17 protein-coding genes and 1 tRNA gene are annotated in these 16,821 nt (G+C 40.0%); 7 read left to right on the forward strand and 11 right to left on the reverse strand.

The window, feature by feature from the left end; genetic code table 11:
- Positions 1-160: 160 nt before the first annotated feature.
- The 6 genes from eno to ACYSNU_RS13945 all read right to left on the reverse strand — a co-directional run bounded on the left by eno (position 161) and on the right by ACYSNU_RS13945 (position 6,210).
- Positions 161-1,459, reverse strand: coding sequence for a phosphopyruvate hydratase (gene eno / locus ACYSNU_RS13920; RefSeq protein ID WP_265459026.1), 1,299 nt, complete (start codon positions 1,457-1,459; stop codon positions 161-163).
- A 134-nt stretch (positions 1,460-1,593) separates the two neighbouring features.
- Positions 1,594-2,349, reverse strand: coding sequence for a triose-phosphate isomerase (tpiA, locus tag ACYSNU_RS13925; protein WP_461737799.1), 756 nt, complete (start codon positions 2,347-2,349; stop codon positions 1,594-1,596).
- A gap of 56 nt (positions 2,350-2,405) precedes the next feature.
- Positions 2,406-3,596: a phosphoglycerate kinase gene (locus ACYSNU_RS13930; RefSeq protein WP_461737800.1), complete on the reverse strand. Its 1,191-nt coding sequence runs from the start codon at positions 3,594-3,596 to the stop codon at positions 2,406-2,408.
- Between the two features lie 116 nt (positions 3,597-3,712).
- Entirely contained in the window at positions 3,713-4,714 is a 1,002-nt protein-coding gene (gene gap / locus ACYSNU_RS13935) for a type I glyceraldehyde-3-phosphate dehydrogenase (RefSeq protein WP_461737801.1), read from the reverse strand.
- A 40-nt stretch (positions 4,715-4,754) separates the two neighbouring features.
- On the reverse strand, positions 4,755-5,792 hold the full coding sequence (locus tag ACYSNU_RS13940) for a sugar-binding transcriptional regulator (protein ID WP_461737802.1): 1,038 nt from the start codon (positions 5,790-5,792) through the stop codon (positions 4,755-4,757).
- Positions 5,793-6,138: 346 nt separating this feature from the next.
- Positions 6,139-6,210, reverse strand: a tRNA-Arg gene (locus ACYSNU_RS13945).
- A gap of 58 nt (positions 6,211-6,268) precedes the next feature.
- On the opposite strand from ACYSNU_RS13945, the gene rpoN reads away from it, so the two are divergent.
- The 3 genes from rpoN to ACYSNU_RS13960 all read left to right on the forward strand — a co-directional run bounded on the left by rpoN (position 6,269) and on the right by ACYSNU_RS13960 (position 8,852).
- Positions 6,269-7,585, forward strand: coding sequence for an RNA polymerase factor sigma-54 (gene rpoN / locus ACYSNU_RS13950; RefSeq protein ID WP_461737803.1), 1,317 nt, complete (start codon positions 6,269-6,271; stop codon positions 7,583-7,585).
- Positions 7,586-7,644: 59 nt separating this feature from the next.
- Positions 7,645-7,983: a hypothetical protein gene (locus ACYSNU_RS13955; RefSeq protein WP_461737804.1), complete on the forward strand. Its 339-nt coding sequence runs from the start codon at positions 7,645-7,647 to the stop codon at positions 7,981-7,983.
- Between the two features lie 305 nt (positions 7,984-8,288).
- Complete coding sequence (locus ACYSNU_RS13960; protein ID WP_461737805.1) at positions 8,289-8,852, forward strand: TetR/AcrR family transcriptional regulator; 564 nt, start codon at positions 8,289-8,291, stop codon at positions 8,850-8,852.
- Positions 8,853-8,962: 110 nt separating this feature from the next.
- Here ACYSNU_RS13960 and rpoE read toward each other — a convergent pair whose 3' ends face one another.
- Together rpoE and ACYSNU_RS13970 are read right to left on the reverse strand one after the other, a co-directional pair.
- Positions 8,963-9,580, reverse strand: a complete 618-nt coding sequence (gene rpoE, locus ACYSNU_RS13965) for a DNA-directed RNA polymerase subunit delta (RefSeq protein WP_461737806.1) — start codon at positions 9,578-9,580, stop codon at positions 8,963-8,965.
- Between the two features lie 113 nt (positions 9,581-9,693).
- Positions 9,694-10,128 carry a YwiB family protein gene (locus ACYSNU_RS13970; RefSeq protein WP_461737807.1) on the reverse strand — a complete coding sequence of 145 codons (435 nt, stop codon included), beginning with the start codon at positions 10,126-10,128 and terminating at the stop codon, positions 9,694-9,696.
- 217 nt (positions 10,129-10,345) lie between these two features.
- Between ACYSNU_RS13970 and ACYSNU_RS13975 the strand changes: the two genes are divergently transcribed.
- Genes ACYSNU_RS13975 through yidA form a run of 3 tightly spaced genes read left to right on the forward strand, consistent with a single transcriptional unit; the run spans position 10,346 to position 13,347 of the window.
- Positions 10,346-11,161 carry a lipoate--protein ligase family protein gene (locus ACYSNU_RS13975; RefSeq protein WP_461737808.1) on the forward strand — a complete coding sequence of 272 codons (816 nt, stop codon included), beginning with the start codon at positions 10,346-10,348 and terminating at the stop codon, positions 11,159-11,161.
- A gap of 1 nt (position 11,162) precedes the next feature.
- Positions 11,163-12,512 carry an HD domain-containing protein gene (locus ACYSNU_RS13980; protein WP_461737809.1) on the forward strand — a complete coding sequence of 450 codons (1,350 nt, stop codon included), beginning with the start codon at positions 11,163-11,165 and terminating at the stop codon, positions 12,510-12,512.
- A gap of 22 nt (positions 12,513-12,534) precedes the next feature.
- Positions 12,535-13,347 (forward strand): sugar-phosphatase, encoded by an 813-nt coding sequence (gene yidA / locus ACYSNU_RS13985; RefSeq protein ID WP_461737810.1) that lies wholly within the window; start codon positions 12,535-12,537, stop codon positions 13,345-13,347.
- A gap of 102 nt (positions 13,348-13,449) precedes the next feature.
- Here the strand turns inward: yidA and ACYSNU_RS13990 are convergent, their stop codons facing one another.
- Positions 13,450-13,890, reverse strand: a complete 441-nt coding sequence (locus ACYSNU_RS13990; protein ID WP_461737811.1) for an NUDIX hydrolase — start codon at positions 13,888-13,890, stop codon at positions 13,450-13,452.
- 195 nt (positions 13,891-14,085) lie between these two features.
- On the opposite strand from ACYSNU_RS13990, the gene gloA reads away from it, so the two are divergent.
- On the forward strand, positions 14,086-14,457 hold the full coding sequence (gloA, locus tag ACYSNU_RS13995; RefSeq protein WP_461737937.1) for a lactoylglutathione lyase: 372 nt from the start codon (positions 14,086-14,088) through the stop codon (positions 14,455-14,457).
- 178 nt (positions 14,458-14,635) lie between these two features.
- Here the strand turns inward: gloA and ACYSNU_RS14000 are convergent, their stop codons facing one another.
- Positions 14,636-15,994, reverse strand: coding sequence for a TrkH family potassium uptake protein (locus ACYSNU_RS14000; protein WP_461737812.1), 1,359 nt, complete (start codon positions 15,992-15,994; stop codon positions 14,636-14,638).
- 59 nt (positions 15,995-16,053) lie between these two features.
- Positions 16,054-16,692, reverse strand: coding sequence for a V-type ATP synthase subunit D (locus tag ACYSNU_RS14005; protein ID WP_461737813.1), 639 nt, complete (start codon positions 16,690-16,692; stop codon positions 16,054-16,056).
- Between the last annotated feature and the right edge of the window lie 129 nt (positions 16,693-16,821).

The following is a 16,821-nucleotide window of genomic DNA, read 5'->3' on the forward strand; positions in this document are numbered from 1 at the left end:
AGTTCGTACTACGTCAAATTTCCAGTACTGCTAATTAGAAGCAAATTCAAGTTAGCAATACATTCTTTTGCATAGTACGTAACTATTGGTCTACCTAATACTTTCAAAACAGATTACTTAACAAGTAATCATAAGAAACCCTTTTATACCAAAGAATTTACTATTTATTTTTTAAGTTGTAGAAAGATTTCAAGCCTTTGTATTCAGCTACATCACCTAATTGGTCTTCGATACGTAATAATTGGTTGTATTTTGCAATACGGTCAGTTCTTGACAATGAACCAGTTTTGATTTGACCAGCGTTTGTTGCAACAGCGATGTCAGAGATTGTAGAATCTTCAGTTTCACCAGAACGGTGAGAAACTACTGCAGTGTAGCCAGCTTCTTTCGCCATTTCGATTGCTTCAAAAGTTTCAGTCAAAGTACCGATTTGGTTAACTTTGATTAGGATTGAGTTAGCGATACCTTTTTCGATACCTTCAGCTAATTTAGTTGTGTTTGTTACGAACAAGTCGTCACCAACTAATTGAACTTTATCGCCTAAAGCGTCAGTCATTTTCTTGAAGCCGTCCCAGTCGTTTTCATCCAAACCATCTTCAATTGAGATAATTGGATATTTCGCAACTAAGTCAGTGTACAATTGAATCATTTCGTCAGTTGTTTTTTCGCCTTCGCCTGAATCAGCTAATACGTAAACGCCTTTTTCTTTGTCGTAGAATTCTGAAGCAGCTGCATCCATTGCAAGAACGATATCTTTACCAGGAACATAGCCAGCTTTTTCGATAGCTTCGATAATTACTTCAAAACCTTCTTCGTTTGAACCAAGGTTAGGAGCGAAGCCACCTTCGTCACCAACTGAAGTTGCTAAACCTTTTGATTTTAAGATTCCAGCTAAAGCGTGGAATACTTCTGCACCATAACGTAAAGCTTCTTTGAAAGTAGGAGCGCCAACTGGCATGATCATAAATTCTTGGAAGTCAATTGAGTTATCAGCATGTGAACCACCATTGATGATATTCATCATAGGAGTAGGCAATACTTTAGTATTGAATCCGCCTAAGTAGTGGTATAAAGGTACTTCTAAATAATCAGCAGCTGCACGAGCTACAGCGATTGAAACGCCAAGAATTGCATTGGCACCTAATTTACCTTTGTTAGGAGTTCCATCTAATTCGATCATAGCTTTATCAATTGCCATTTGATCGCGTACGTCATAGCCGATGATTGCTTCAGCAATCACGTTGTTTACGTTGTCAACAGCTTTAGTAACGCCTTTGCCGCCGTAACGGTTTTTGTCGCCATCACGTAATTCAACGGCTTCGTATTCACCAGTTGAAGCTCCAGAAGGAACCATTCCCCGTCCAAAAGCACCAGATTCTGTGTAAACTTCGACTTCGATTGTTGGGTTACCACGAGAATCTAAGACTTCGCGTGCGTAAACATCAGTAATAATTGACATAACTTGTCTCTCCTTTGAGTTTGTTTTATCTAAAGGGCGTACCCTTATGAACACTATTTATTGTAGAGAATATTTCTCTTTTCTGCAAATAAAAATCGTTTTTGAAAGCGAATTATTAAAAGCTTTAGCAATTCTTATTTAACAAAGTCTAACAAAGCTAGGAATGAATCAGCTTCTAAGCTGGCACCGCCGACTAAAGCGCCGTCAACATTTTCCTTCGCCATGTATTCAGCAATGTTTTCTGGTTTCACTGAACCGCCGTATTGGATGCGGACAGCTTCAGAAACTTCTTTACCGTATAATTTTTCTACTGTTTGACGAACAACGCCACAAATTTCATCAGCGATTTGCGCATCAGCAGATTTGCCAGTACCGATTGCCCAGATTGGTTCATAAGCAATCACTAAGTTACTCACTTGTTCCGCTGTTAAATCAGCTAAACCAGCGTTGATTTGGCCTTCAATCCATTCAGCTGTTTTGCCAGCTTCATAAGTTTCTAAAGATTCGCCACAGCAAAGAATTGGTGTCATTTTGTTAGCAAAAATAGCTTTGGCTTTTTTATTGATATCTTGATCTGTTTCGTGGAAATATTCCCGACGTTCAGAGTGACCGATAATCACATATTGAACACCTAAGTCAGCTAAAGCGGCTGGTGAAGTTTCACCAGTATAAGCACCAGCATTTTCCCAGAAGCAGTTTTGCGCTGAAATTTTTAATTCAGTGCCTGCGCTAACGTTCATCAAAGTTTCTAAGAATAAGGCTGGTGAGCCAATCACTGTATCGACTTTGTCGTTTGCAGGAATTTTTGTTTTAACAGCTTCTGCAAAGGCTTTTGCTTCTGATGCTGTTTTATTCATTTTCCAGTTACCGGCGATAATTGGTTTACGCATGTTTTTCGCTCCGTTTCTTTATTAAGCTGTTGATTTTTCTCTTAAAAAATGCAAGCTTATTTGTCGTTGATAGCAGCTAAGCCAGGTAATTCTTTACCTTCTAATAATTCTAAGCTTGCACCACCACCAGTAGAGATGTGGGTAAATTTGTCAGCGAAACCTAATTGTTCAGCCGCTGCCGCAGAATCGCCACCACCGATAATGGTTGTTGCGCCTTCTAAGTTAGCAATGGCTTCACAAACGCCGATTGTGCCACGGGCAAAGTTTGACATTTCAAAAACGCCCATTGGTCCGTTCCAGACAACTGTTTTCGCACCCGCTAAAGTTTGGGCAAATAAAGCAATTGTTTCAGGTCCGATATCTAGTCCCATTTGGCCAACTGGTACATCACCTGCATGCTCTTCAGTCGGTACATCATTTGAAAATTCAGCAGCCGTAATTGAATCTACTGGTAAAACTAATTTGTCGCCAGCTTTTTCAATTAAAGACTTAGCCAAGTCAACTTTGTCTTCTTCAACTAAAGAGTTGCCGATTTCCATACCTTTAGCTTTGTAGAAAGTATACGTCATGCCGCCGCCGATTAAAATTTTATCCGCTTTAGGAATTAAGTTTTCAATCACGCCAATTTTATCAGAAACTTTGGCGCCACCTAAGATAGCGATCATCGGACGTTTTGGATCTTCAACGGCTTCACCGATAAATTTAATTTCTTTTTCCATTAAGAAGCCAGCAACAGTTGGAATCCCTGTTGAAGCAATCCCAACGTTTGAAGCATGAGCCCGGTGAGCTGTACCGAAGGCATCATTTACAAAAACATCGCCTAATGAAGCCCAGTATTTACCTAATTCAGGATCGTTTTTGCTTTCTTTTTTGCCGTCAACATCTTCAAAACGTGTGTTTTCAAAAACTAAAACGTCGCCGTCTTTCATGTTGTTAATGGCATCTTCTAATTCTTTGCCGCGAGTTTCAGGAACGAAGGTAACTTCTTTGCCTAATAATTCGCCTAAGCGTTTGGCAACTGGTGCTAAAGATTTGCCAGCTTTGTCTTCTTCAGTTTTAACACGACCTAAGTGGGAGAACAAAATTGCTTTGCCGCCTTGATCGATAACATATTGGATGGTTGGCAATGCCGCTTTAATTCGAGTATCATCACCAATTACACCATCTTTTAAGGGAACATTAAAGTCTACTCGTACTAAGACTTTTTTATCTTTTAAATCAATATCTTTAACAGTCTTCTTTGCCATTTGGAGGACCTCCTGATTAATTTGTGCGTTCTTTCATTTATTCTAAATAAAAAGCGGAGAAGCGCGTCGCTTCCCCGCTTTATTAGACAATCGTCTTCAATTAGCCTTCTTAAATCTTAAAGATTTGCGAAGTATTCTAAAGTACGAACTAATTGAGCTGTGTATGACATTTCGTTATCGTACCAAGCAACAGTTTTCACCAATTGTTTGTCGCCAACAGTCATCACACGAGTTTGAGTTGCGTCAAATAATGAACCAAAAGTCATACCAACGATATCAGAAGAAACGATTTCGTCAGTGTTGTAACCATAAGATTCGTTTGCAGCATGAGCCATTGCTTCGTTAACAGAATCAACAGTAACAGGTTTGTCTAAAACAGTTACTAATTCAGTTAATGAACCAGTTGGAACAGGCACACGTTGAGCAGCTCCATCTAATTTACCGTTTAATTCAGGAATTACTAAGCCGATTGCTTTAGCCGCACCAGTTGAGTTAGGCACGATGTTTGCTGCAGCAGCACGGGCACGACGGAAGTCACCTTTAGGATGAGGTCCATCTAAAGTCATTTGGTCGCCAGTGTAAGCGTGGATAGTTGTCATCAAGCCTTCAACAACACCAAATTCGTCGTTTAATACTTTAGCCATAGGAGCTAAACAGTTAGTAGTACAAGAAGCACCAGAGATAACTGTTTCTTTACCAGTTAATGTTTCATGGTTTACGTTGTAAACGATTGTTGGCACGTCATTTCCACCAGGAGCAGAGATTACAACACGTTTAGCGCCAGCAGTTAAATGTTTTTCAGCAGCAGCTTTTGAAGTGAAGAAACCAGTACATTCTAAAACGATATCAACGCCTAGTTCACCCCAAGGTAATTCTTCAGGATTGCGGTTAGCAAGAACTTTAACTTCTTTGCCGTTTACGTTGAAAGAACCTTCATGAACTTCAACAGTTCCGTTGAAACGTCCTTGAGTAGTATCATATTTTAACAAGTGAGCTAACATTTTAGCGTCTGTTAAATCATTGATTGCTACTACTTCGATTCCTGCTACATCTTGGATACGACGGAATGCTAAGCGTCCAATACGTCCAAATCCATTAATACCTACTTTAACTGTCATTTAAGATTTCCTCCTTATGAAAATCACAAATTAATTTATTTTAAAGGGAGAACCCTTTTAAAATCTCGTTTGCCGCAGCTTCATCTGTGATGAGCCACGTTTGTTGTGGAGCATTTTCTAAATAGGCGCGAATCGCCTTGCCTTTTGATTTCCCGCCTGCAATAGCATAAATCAAAGGAACTTTTTCTAAATCCAGCAGCTGAATACCAACTCGGGGAACTTTGTAAACCACTTCGCCATTTTCATTGAAAAAATAACCGAAGGATTCTGCAACCGCATGTTTTTGCCGCAGCATCACTAATTCTGCTTCACTCATTTTGCGGCGAGCTGCCATGTGCAACGCACGACCAATACTGTGAATCACGCAATTGGCTTGGCTGATTAATCCCAGTACACCATGAATTGACGGTTCTTGCAACAATGACTCATAGGTTTGCCGACTCAACTGCTCCGGCACATAAAGTGCACGGTGTTCGCCGCCAGAATTTGCTGCCATCACAGCACTGACAGAGTTGGCTTGAACCGACAATGCTTCGCCGATACCACCTCTAGCCGGTACAAAAATATTGTGTCGCTGACTGGTTTCCAAGTTTTTCAAATGTTGGGCAACTTTTGCCATCGTCGTACCACCCATCACTGCGATAATATTTTCGCCGATGGGTAAATTAACATTTAATACATCCGACAAAGCAGAACCAAATTCCGAAATAATTTCTTCATGGAGATCACTATCTCCTTCAAGAATTAGACAACGTTCAATTGAAAATTGCTTGGCGATTTGCTGCTCTAGCTGATCCATGCCCTTCAAGTTGTTCATCAACTTTTCCAGCTGGCGAAAAACTTTTTGACCTTTTTTGGTTAAGGACATGCCGCTTTTCGAACTGTGGATTAACTCAAGCTCTTTTAATTCATCGGTCTCGGTGCGCAATACCCGCTCTGTCATTCCTAAATTATCGGCGAGACTTCGCCGGCCAATCGGTTGTTGCCAGTAGATAGCTCTCAGGACTTGCACGCGTTCTTGCAGAAGTTTAATCATTTCCGGAGCCACTGCTTCAATCAATTTCAAATCATCAAGCATTGTTTTCTCCTTAGTAGGACAATTTTTGTCCATAGTAGACTAAAAACGACCCATAGACCTCAAAAAAATTCGGATGGGAAAAATTTTTAACTTTTTCTTCCTCATTCCTACAAAAATTATTCTACCAGTTTGCCTCAAAAAAAACAACCGAAAGCCTATGTTTTTTTGTGAAAGAGTTGTAAAGTTTTTATGAAGCGAATTGTCAGAAAATTGCGAACTGTTTTGTGGAAAATAATTCGCTAAAATTTTTTATGCATCTGTTTCCTAACTACTTCTAAATACAAAAAAGAACCCGCAGAAAAGATTGACTTTTCTGCGGATTCAAGACAAAATGAATTTAGCTTTACGCGCCCTGAGGGAATCGAACCCCCGTCTCAAGAACCGGAATCTTACGTGATATCCACTACACTAAGGGCGCGGCACGAGTTATAGTTTATCCGACTTAGCAAAAAAAAACAAGAGGAAATTTTAAAAATATGAAATTTGAACAAAATTTTTCACAACAACAGCGGCAAACCCAAAAGCTGGCAATGACTCAGCAGCTTCAGCAATCCTTGCAGGTCCTGCAATTTAATACCGAAGAACTGGTAGATTACCTGGATAATATGGCCTTAGAAAATCCTTTGATTGAAGTGATCGAGCCAAGCTTTGTGGCAGATTATGGCCGCGGTTCTGGTGCCAGTCAAGCGGGTCTAGACATTATTAATCTGATCTCTCAAGACCGGATTTCTCTTTTTGAATATTTGATTCAGCAAATCCATTTAAATTATCGGGATACGTTTTTACGAAGTCTTGTTTTATATTTAGTAGAATATATTGATTTGAATGGCTATTTGAAAATTTCTTTAGAAGAAGCTGCGGAACAAACCGGTGCCGGTGCTATTGAGCTTTTGGATGCATTGACCTTGATTCAGCAATTAGAACCCGCTGGTGTGGGGGCCCGTGATTTACAAGAGTGCTTGATGCTGCAGACAGAGCGGGATGACTATGCCCCAGACCTAGCTTATATTATTTTAGAGGAAAATTTTGAAGACTTGGTTGCCCGGCGCTGGGAAAAAATTGCCAAAAAATTTGCGATTGAATTGAAGGATATTCAACAAATTTTTGATTATCTGCAAACCTTGACCCCTTCTCCCGGCAGTGGATTTAGCCAAGAAACCGAACAATATGTCGTGCCTGATCTATCCGTCAAAGTTGTTGAAGGCCAAATAAAAATCAGTTCCAACCGCAAAGGTCAACCGGAAATAAAATTTCAGGAAAAATATTTTTTACGGATGCAGGCTAAAGCGGATGATGAAACGCTGGCCTATTTAAAAGGCAAGCAGCAGGAATACCAAACGATGAAAAAAATGATGCAACAGCGGGGAGATACCATTTTGCGGGTCGGTACCGTGATTGCCCAAGTCCAACAGCAATTCTTTTTAGATGACCGACGTCCCTTGCGACCATTAACGATGAAGGAAGTCGCTGAAGAACTTGAGATTCACGAATCAACCGTCAGCCGCTCAGTTAATGGCAAATATCTAGAGACCGATTTTGGCATTTTTGAATTAAAAAATTTCTTTACCAATCGGATTAATGAAGCCGGCAGCGATGACCAAAGTGCAGATAGTGCCAAACAGGCCATTGCCCAATTAGTCGCTGAAGAAAATAAGCAAAAACCTTTATCGGATCAAAAAATTGTTGATTTATTAAAGGAAAAAGAGATTCAAATTTCCCGCCGAACAGTCACTAAATATCGGGAAGCATTAGGCATTCAAAGCTCCTCCAAGCGCAAAAGATTTGATGCCTAAAAGATATTGCCGGACTGTTACCACGTATTTTTTAAATAATTTCGATTTTAAGGAGTTCTATGACTATCTTCTTTGCAATCTGTATCGGTCTATCCATCGGTGTCATCGTTGGTTTTTTCAGCGGCGTGATTACCCGAAAACAAAAAAGTAAAGCACAAAAGACCAACAAACTCTTAAGCTTAATGCCACAACTAAAAAAAGCCAATCCCTATATCATTATGGCAGCTTTTCTACTTTTAGGCATTGGTCTTATTTGGACTGTTTATTACCTCGTTTTAGGCATTCTAGATCCAGCGCAAACCGGCTATGCCACGAATGTTTCGCAGCTGATTGTTTCAGTTTTAACCGTCTTCTCAATTATTGTCGCCTTCATTCAATTTCTGACAGAGAAAAAATAAACTGGTATTACTTGATGAATCCAACTTTTTTTCAACTCTTTCATTAACTATTAGTTTATTTTCAGACAGCTGGTCTGGCCTTCATTTTGAAGTGACTGCCAAAAATTACCTTTTTGGTTCGACTTTTAACAGTCGCTTCATGCAATTGAAGTCTAACAGCTGTCTTTTTTTAGATAATGGACAGCTTGTAAATTATTGTGTAAGCTAAGTTCAAGCTTAGCAAGTTTTTACTGAGTGAATAGCTATCAAAAGGCTGGCAGCAAAACAATCAACCCTATTATCGAGAAACGAAGGAAAGTGATTTTTTGACAGAGAATAAACAAGACCTGCGCTTTTATCGCACTAAACGCAATATCTTAAATGGTATGATAGCTTTATTAGAAAGAAAAAGCTTTGAAAAAATAACTGTGAAAGATATTTGTCAGGAAGCCGAAATCAGCCGCAGTGCCTTTTACTTACATTATGTTGATAAATATCAAATGATTGAGGCGTATCAAAAAGAATTGATTTCACAGATTAATCAAGCCACACTTCTTAAAGAAAATTTTAGCGTCAAACAGATAATTACTGAATTACTCACCTTCTTTACCACTGAAGGCAAATTGCTGGCTTTGCTGATTTCTGATCGAGGTTCAATCGAAATTCAAAATCATATCAAAGAAGCGATTACCGCCAATATGGTAGAAAATTTGCTGCCCCGCATTCAGAATATTCAGCTACAATCTCCCCTTGAACAAAAATATTTTATTGCCTATCTCAGCAGTGCGCAATTCGGTGTTTTTCAGGCTTGGATTAACGGTGGCCAGCAGGAATCACCTGCTGAAATGGCAGCCATCATCGCACAAATTAATAAATTCGACATTCGCTAAAAAATGCAAAATAAAAAAACTGCTCCAATAGTTTTAACAGAGAATAACTGAAACCAAAATTAGTTTCCATTACTCAGCTGTTTTTACTATTGGAACAGTTTTTTTACTGGCTATTCTTCTTTAGAAAACTCTTCGTCTTCATCCTCATCATCAAAGTCGTCATCATCATCGTCTACGATGGTTAAGTCTTCTTCAATGCTGCCCGGCAATTCTTCTTCATCATCGCCATTATCGTCAGCACCGATTTCCTTCAAGTCAGAATTGTATGCTGCGATTTCTTCATCGTCATCATCATCGTCGTCATCAAAGTCTTCATCGTCTTCATCAGCTAAATCAGTATCTTCAGGGTCATCGTCATTGTAGTCGATGGCATCTTCATCATCTGTGATAAAGGCGTTAACCTTTTTGCGTTTTTTACGACGAGGCGTTTCTTCATCTTCATCAATGGCTGGCGAAACTTCTTCATCAATCGAGTCAATCGCATACCATGAACGCAGCGCCCAACGGTTATCCCCTAAAGAGATAAAGCTACCGTCGATGTTTAAATCTGTATAAAATTGAGCTAAGGAGTCGCGAATTTCTAAGTCTGATTTACCAAGATAATTTTGAATCTCGTTTACCAAATCAGAAAAATCCATTACGTCAGCATTAGCCTCTAAGATTGCGTGAGCCACTTCAATCATTGACAACTCATTTTTATTTAATCCTTCAAATACACTTAATTCCAAAGGGTACACGTCCTTTCGCAGTCTATCCTTTATCATACAAAATACTGCCTTAAAATGCAATATTTAGTTCGTCAAAAGGCCAATTAATTTTATTTTGAAATTCACTCCATGCATCAAGCCGTAAATTTCAAAATAAACTGATACTCACCGATTTGTTCCCCCATTGAAAATAAGTCATAATCAACTGAAACTTCTCCAGAAACTGGCCGGTCTCGTAAACTAAAATGCAGATTTTTTGCGTAGGTCGTCAATAAAAACATCCCGTAAATCGTTCGATAGCTAGTTTCTAATTTTTCCTGATAACCAAAGCGCAGTCGTGTACGAACATCGCCGTTGCGGGATAATTGAACTTTACCGTCGGGATAAACTTTCACGGTCACCGGCACCTCTCGGCCATCCTCCTGTGCTTCTTTATAACGAATATAAAAGGTTGTACCAATTTGAACGATTTGACCGGGGATTTCAAAGTTGAATTCTTCAACTTGACCTTGTTGTTTAATTTTTGTCTGTACGATAATTGATACAGGAATACTTTGTGTTAAATCCATAATTCTGATGCTCCTTTATTCAACTTACTTATCTAGTCCTATTTTCGATAGAAAGTCAGTATTTGTCAATCATTTGCGATTATTTTGCTGGAATCCTCGCCTTTTTATAAAAAAACCGAAACAGAATGCAAAAAATCATGATTTTCAGCGATTCCATTTTGACAATCTGCCCACTTCATGTGAAAATCGAGTTATTAAAAGGAGTCGAATAACCTTTATGAAAAATATGATTGTCTTGGATCAAGCTATTTTAGCGCCGACTGCGGCCTTTGAACCTTTTGCTTTAACGGATACTTTAACGGAATTTGCCGGCGAAAATCAGCAAGCATTTTTACATTTTTGGCAATTGCCAAATTGTTTTATTTTAGGCATGAAAGATACGCGAGTGACAGACTTGGCAGCTGGTATCGAGGTGATTCAGGCTGCCGATTATCAGCCGGTCATTCGCAATGCAGGGGGCTTAGGTGTGATTGCTGATGCGGGCATTTTAAATGTCTCGCTGATTGTACCAAAGGCTGATTTATCGATTGATGGCGGCTATGAATTAATGACCGCCCTCGTTAAAGCGGCCTTCCCCACCAAAAAGGAAATTATCGCCAAAGAAATTGCTGATTCATATTGTCCGGGAAAATTTGATCTCAGCATAGAGGATTTAAAATTTGCGGGCATTGCCCAGCGGCGAATCAAAAATGGCATTGCTGTGATGATGTACCTCAGTGTCACTGGCAATCAGCTGGCTCGTGGCGAAATGGTCAAAGAATTTTATCAAACGAGTCTCAAAGAGCGCTTTGGTCTTGAAGGCTATCCGGCCGTGCGCCCTGCCAGTATGGAAAACTTACCAGTCTTACTCGGGGAAAACTTGACAGTGCTAGCTTGCAAGGAACGCTTTTTAAGTGCTGCTGAAAAAATGTTCGCTACTGAAATTGCCTTTCAACAGGCAGATAAATTTTTAACTGAGACCGATAATCTCGAGCGTTTTCAAGAAAAAATTACCAGTATGCAGCAACGAAATTTACTCTTAAAGGAGCTTTAAGATGACCCAATACAAAGATCAGCTGCTGCCAATGGAAAAAGTCTTCCGCGACCCAGTCCATAATTATATTCATGTGCAGCATCAAGTGATTTTAGATTTAATTAATTCAAAGGAATTTCAACGCTTGCGGCGGATTAAGCAATTAGGCACTTCTTCTTTTACTTTTCACGGGGCGGAACACAGCCGCTTTTCCCATTCGCTGGGGGTTTATGAAATTGCTCGGCGCATCTGTGATATTTTTGTGCGGAATTATTCCCAAGAAAAAATTGGACCAGATGGCTGGGATGACAGCGAGCGATTAGTGGTTTTGGCGGCCGCACTGCTCCACGATGTCGGTCACGGTCCTTATTCCCATACCTTTGAACATATTTTCCACACAAATCACGAGGCGATTACAGTAGAAATTATCACCTCACCAGAGACTGAGGTCTATCAAATTTTAAATCGGGTGGGGGCCGGCTTTCCCGAAAAAGTCGCCAGCGTGATTACCAAAAAATATCCTAACCCGCAAGTTGTTCAAATGATTTCCAGCCAGATTGACGCTGACCGGATGGATTATTTGCTGCGGGATGCCTATTATACCGGCACTGAATATGGGACCTTTGACTTGACTAGAATTTTGCGGGTAATTCGACCTTACAGCGGTGGCATTGCTTTTTCAATGAATGGCATGCATGCCGTCGAAGATTATATTGTCAGCCGCTATCAGATGTATGTCCAAGTCTATTTTCATCCGGTTTCTCGGGGAATGGAAGTCATTTTAGAGCATTTATTAAACCGAGCAGCCAAGCTGTATCGCAAAGACCCGAATATTTTTAACGGTCACTCCCAATTGTTGCTACCCTTTTTAAAAGAAGACTTTTCGTTAGCTGATTATTTAAAATTAGATGACGGTGTCTTAGGCACGTCTTTTATTCAGTGGCAGGAGGAGAGCGATGCGGTCCTTAGCGATTTAGCTCAGCGCTTTTTAAATCGTAAGCCTTTAAAATCTGCGACATTTGTTAAAGGTAAAGACGATCAAACTCTGGTAGAATTAGAACAGTTGGTGGAAAAAGTTGGCTATAATCCAAAATATTATACGGCAATTAATTCCAGCTATGACCTGCCCTATGATTTTTATCGACCAGAAGAAAATCGCCACCGCACCCAGATTGAAATCATCCGCAAAGATGATTCTCTAATCGAATTATCGCAGCTCAGTCCACTAGTTGCGGCTTTAGCCGGACAGACCCAAGGGGATCAGCGTTTTTATTTCCCAAAAGAAATGCTCGCTCCTCAAGAGGACACCAGCTTGTTCTCGGAAACTTACCAACAGTTTTCCCGCCATATTAAAAATGGCGCAATTGAATAAATTTTTAGAAACGGAGTAAATTATGAGTATTAAATTAGTAGCAATCGACATCGATGGGACTTTGATTAATGATCAGCACACCATCAACCCAGAGGTAAAAACGGCCATCCACGAAGCACGGCAAAAAGGTGTTCACATTGTATTATGTACCGGTCGCCCACTGCCAGGCGTCACCACGAAGCTGGCGGAATTAGCTATCAATCGTGATAACGAGTACGTGATTACCTACAACGGCTCTTTGATTCAAAATGTTGCTAGCGGCGATATCGTTGCCAGCTATGGCATGAGTTTAGCAGACTACAATATTTTAGAACTGACCGCCCGCAGATTAGGCATCCATTTCCATGCGATTAATCATGAAACGATTTTTACGCCAAATAGAAATATCAGCAAATATACCGTCAACGAGGCTTACTTGGTCGATATGCCTTTAGAATATCGGACACCCGAAGAAATGCATGAGGACTTAAATATTATCAAGATGATGATGATTGATCATCCTCATATTTTAGACGAAGCCATTAAAAAAATGCCGCCAGAAATTACGGAAAAATACAATACAGTCAAAAGCTCGCCTTTTTATTATGAATTATTAAATAAAAATGCCAGCAAAGGTAATGCCTTAAAAACCTTAGCTGAATACCTTGGCTTGAAACCAGAAGAAACAATGGCAATTGGCGATAACGAAAACGACAATTCAATGTTGGAATATGCCGGCATCGGTGTTGCCGTAGCCAATGCCGTACCTAGCACCAAAGCAGCCGCTGACGTCCACGTTGCCAGCAATAATGACAGCGGTGTAGCCGAAGCCCTAAACAAATATGTTTTAATTTAAAATATAAAAAATCAGTGTATCTACACCCAGCTGAAATAAAAAAAATCTTGCTTGGCGGGAGCTCCTTATAAGAGCCCCCGCCAAGCAGGATTTTTATTTTTTTTAATTAGTTTTAAGCCATTGCTCTACAGCCCACTTGTGACTGCCGCGTTTTAATAATTCAATCGCCTTTTCAGGAGCGACCCAAGCAATGACATTGGTTTTTTCGGTCGGTTCACAGACCTGTTGCCAAGCCGTCACTTGATAAAAGTAACCGGGATTATAATAATAAGTATCTCGATGACGGGAAAAGAAAAATTCATCCGCTTGGCCATAATACTTGCCCAAAGTCGCCTCAACCCCCAGCTCTTCAATTAATTCCCGTTGAATCGCCGCCAGCTGATCTTCACCGGCTTCAATCTCGCCGCCGGGTAAAAAATATGCACCATTAGGGGCCTGCACAATTGCCAGCTCATTATTTTGATTTGGTAAAACAACATAGACGGCATAGCGGCTGATATACTCGACATTTTCCGTCTTTAACCCGAAGGTCGGAATGCTCATTGACAAACTCCTTTAAACTCAATATTCTTCATCTAATAATTATTGCCTGGAAATGTTTATCATTTTCATTTCATGATTTCAGTCTTAGTTAACAGTTTACATGAGAAATTTCTCATTAACAAGCCTTTTAAAACAGAAGCTTTAAAAAAATAATAAGAGTATGCTAAGATTGATGAGAAAGAGAGGATGAAGAATATGAAAATGGCTCACACTTGTGTTCGCGTCAAAGATTTAGAGGCATCATTGAAGTTCTATCAAGAGGCTTTTGATTTTGAAGAAAGCCGTCGTCGTGATTTTCCGGAAAATGAATTCACTTTGGTTTATCTGACTTTACCTGGAGATGATTATGAATTGGAATTGACATACAATTACAATCATCCTGGTTATGATTTAGGAAATGGTTATGGCCATATTGCTATTGCTGCAGATGATTTAGAAGCTACTCACGCTAAACATCAAGCAGCTGGTTTTAATGTCACTGACTTAAAAGGCCTCCCAGGAACTGATCCATCTTATTACTTTATTGTAGACCCTGATGGTTATAAAATTGAAGTCATTCGCGGATAATTAATTTAGATTCTAATATAAATTAAAATGGAGTTTGAATTTTATCTGATAGTTAGCAAGTGCTACAGATTATTAGTAACTTATCTGCATTTCAAACTTGTTGAAAATTGAAGGTTAAAAATAAAATTAATTTTTAAGTAGCAAAAAGAGAGCCTCAGCAATTGAAGCTCTCTTTTTATTATCCTACCATGACACCTTCTTCAGGATATTTGTAATTTGCCTGCTCTCTTTTGCTTTTAGCAATTAAAGAGAAAACAACTGTCAAAATTCCCACTCGACCGATATACATCAAAGCAATAATAACGACTTTGCCGATTTCAGTTAGATCTGGCGTTAAGCCCATCGTGAGGCCGACAGTGCCAAAAGCCGAAAAAGCTTCAAAGGCAATGTACTCAATCCCAAATTCTGGCGGAATGGTTTCTGTAACTGAAAGCAGCATGATTGCCAGCACACAGACTGTCAAGGTGATAAAAAATAAAGTTAAGGCCCGCAGCACCGTTGATTGACGAATCGTGCGGCCATGGAACTCCGCTCGTGTGCGTCCTTTAAACATTGAGCGCATTTGAATCAGCAACACTCCAAAAGTCGTCGTCTTCAAACCGCCTGCTGTTGAACCGGAAGTTCCGCCGATATACATTAAAAACATCGTCAAAATTAAACCAGCGTCGGTCATATGGGCGTAGTTCACAGAGTAATAGCCCGCGGTCCGTGGCGTGACACTCATAAAAAAAGTATTAACTAAGCGCTCAAAAAAATTCCCATCCGGAGCCAACGCAGCCGCATTATTTTCTGTGAAGAAAAATAGAATTGTCCCACCTAATAATAAAATTCCGGTGATGCTTAAGCCAATGCGGGTATGCAAAGACAAGCGTTTTTTCTCGCGATATTCAATAATATCCCGCCAAACAATAAAGCCTAACCCACCGGCAATAATCAACAGCGCCACCACCAAAATTAAGAACCAGTTTTGCTGGTCTTGAGCCAAGCTATCGCCTAACAAATCAAAGCCGGCATTACAAAAGCTGGAAATCGAATGGAAAATACCAAACCAAATTCCCTTAAGCCAGCCGTATTGCGGAACAAAAACAAAGGATAATAAGACTGCACCGACACCTTGAATAACCGCTGACAATTTCACAATGTACAGCATCAGCTTCATCACACCTGATAAATCATCTAAATTTAACGCTTCCTGCAGAACAATCCGAGTACTAAAGGCGACCTTCTTTTTCATGGCTGAGAAAAAAAGAATCGGAATCATCATAAAGCCCAAACCGCCAACTTCAATTAAAATCATAATCAATACTTGGCCATAAATATTCCAATGCTCAGCGGTATTTAAAGTTGTCAGACCAGTCACACACACTGCGGATGTTGCCGTAAAAATCCCATCGAGCCACGCTGTCGCTTCTCCTGAGCGGCTGAAAAACGGCAGACTCAACAAACTACCGCCAATTAAAATTAGCAATAAAAATCCCAAGGCTAATAATCTGCCTGGCGAAATTCTTTCAAACATCCGTCTCTTTACCTTAAACATCTCTGCACCTTCTACTCATTCTTCCAAAACAATTTATATACAAGTAAAGGTACCACAACTTAACTCGTTGTGGTACCCATATTTTTAATCTTAATCAGACGGGTCACTTCCGCCCGTTCATTTTCCTCTAGCTTCATTTGAATATAGTGGATTGTCTCCTCCAATTGGGGAATCGTCATATATTCTAGTGCATTGACGCGCCGACGGGTCTTCTCAATTTCTGAGGCCATCAGCTGGCAGGTTTTTTCAATTTCTGTCAGCTCCAACAGCTGTGGTAAAAAGTCTGCAAAGCGGTCAATCGCCGAATCCAACTCAGCATTTGAATTTAAATAGCCGTATTCCAAGGGAGCTACCCCAAGGCGCTCGTCATACTCAAAAGCCATCTGCGGCACCTTGACACTCATAATATTTTTTTCCATAACATCTAGCTGCACATCTTCAGCTGGAAGAATAAAGAGTTCTTCAATAAACGCCTCGTTGATTGTCGCATCTGCCAAAACAAAATCCGCCATGGCAGTCTGCATCTTTTCTTCAACAATTTTCCGCAGCTGATTATTTTTGCGCACTAGCAAGATAAACTGGCGCATCAGCTCGTCTTGCTTGTCTTTTAAAAGTTTATGCCCTCTAGTAGCGGTTGTCATTTGCTTTTTCAAGCGGGTCAATTCCATCCGCGTCGGGTTCACATTTAATCGGGCCATTTTATCACTTCTTCCTCTAGTAAAGTAATAAACATTTTAAAGTCTGTCAGGTTGATTGATAGTTTCGCAGACAAGAAATCCTCTGTTTAATAAAAATCAGGAAAACAAAATTGTATTTATCACTGATTT

It is taken from the genome of Enterococcus sp. LJL120 (assembly GCF_054871765.1).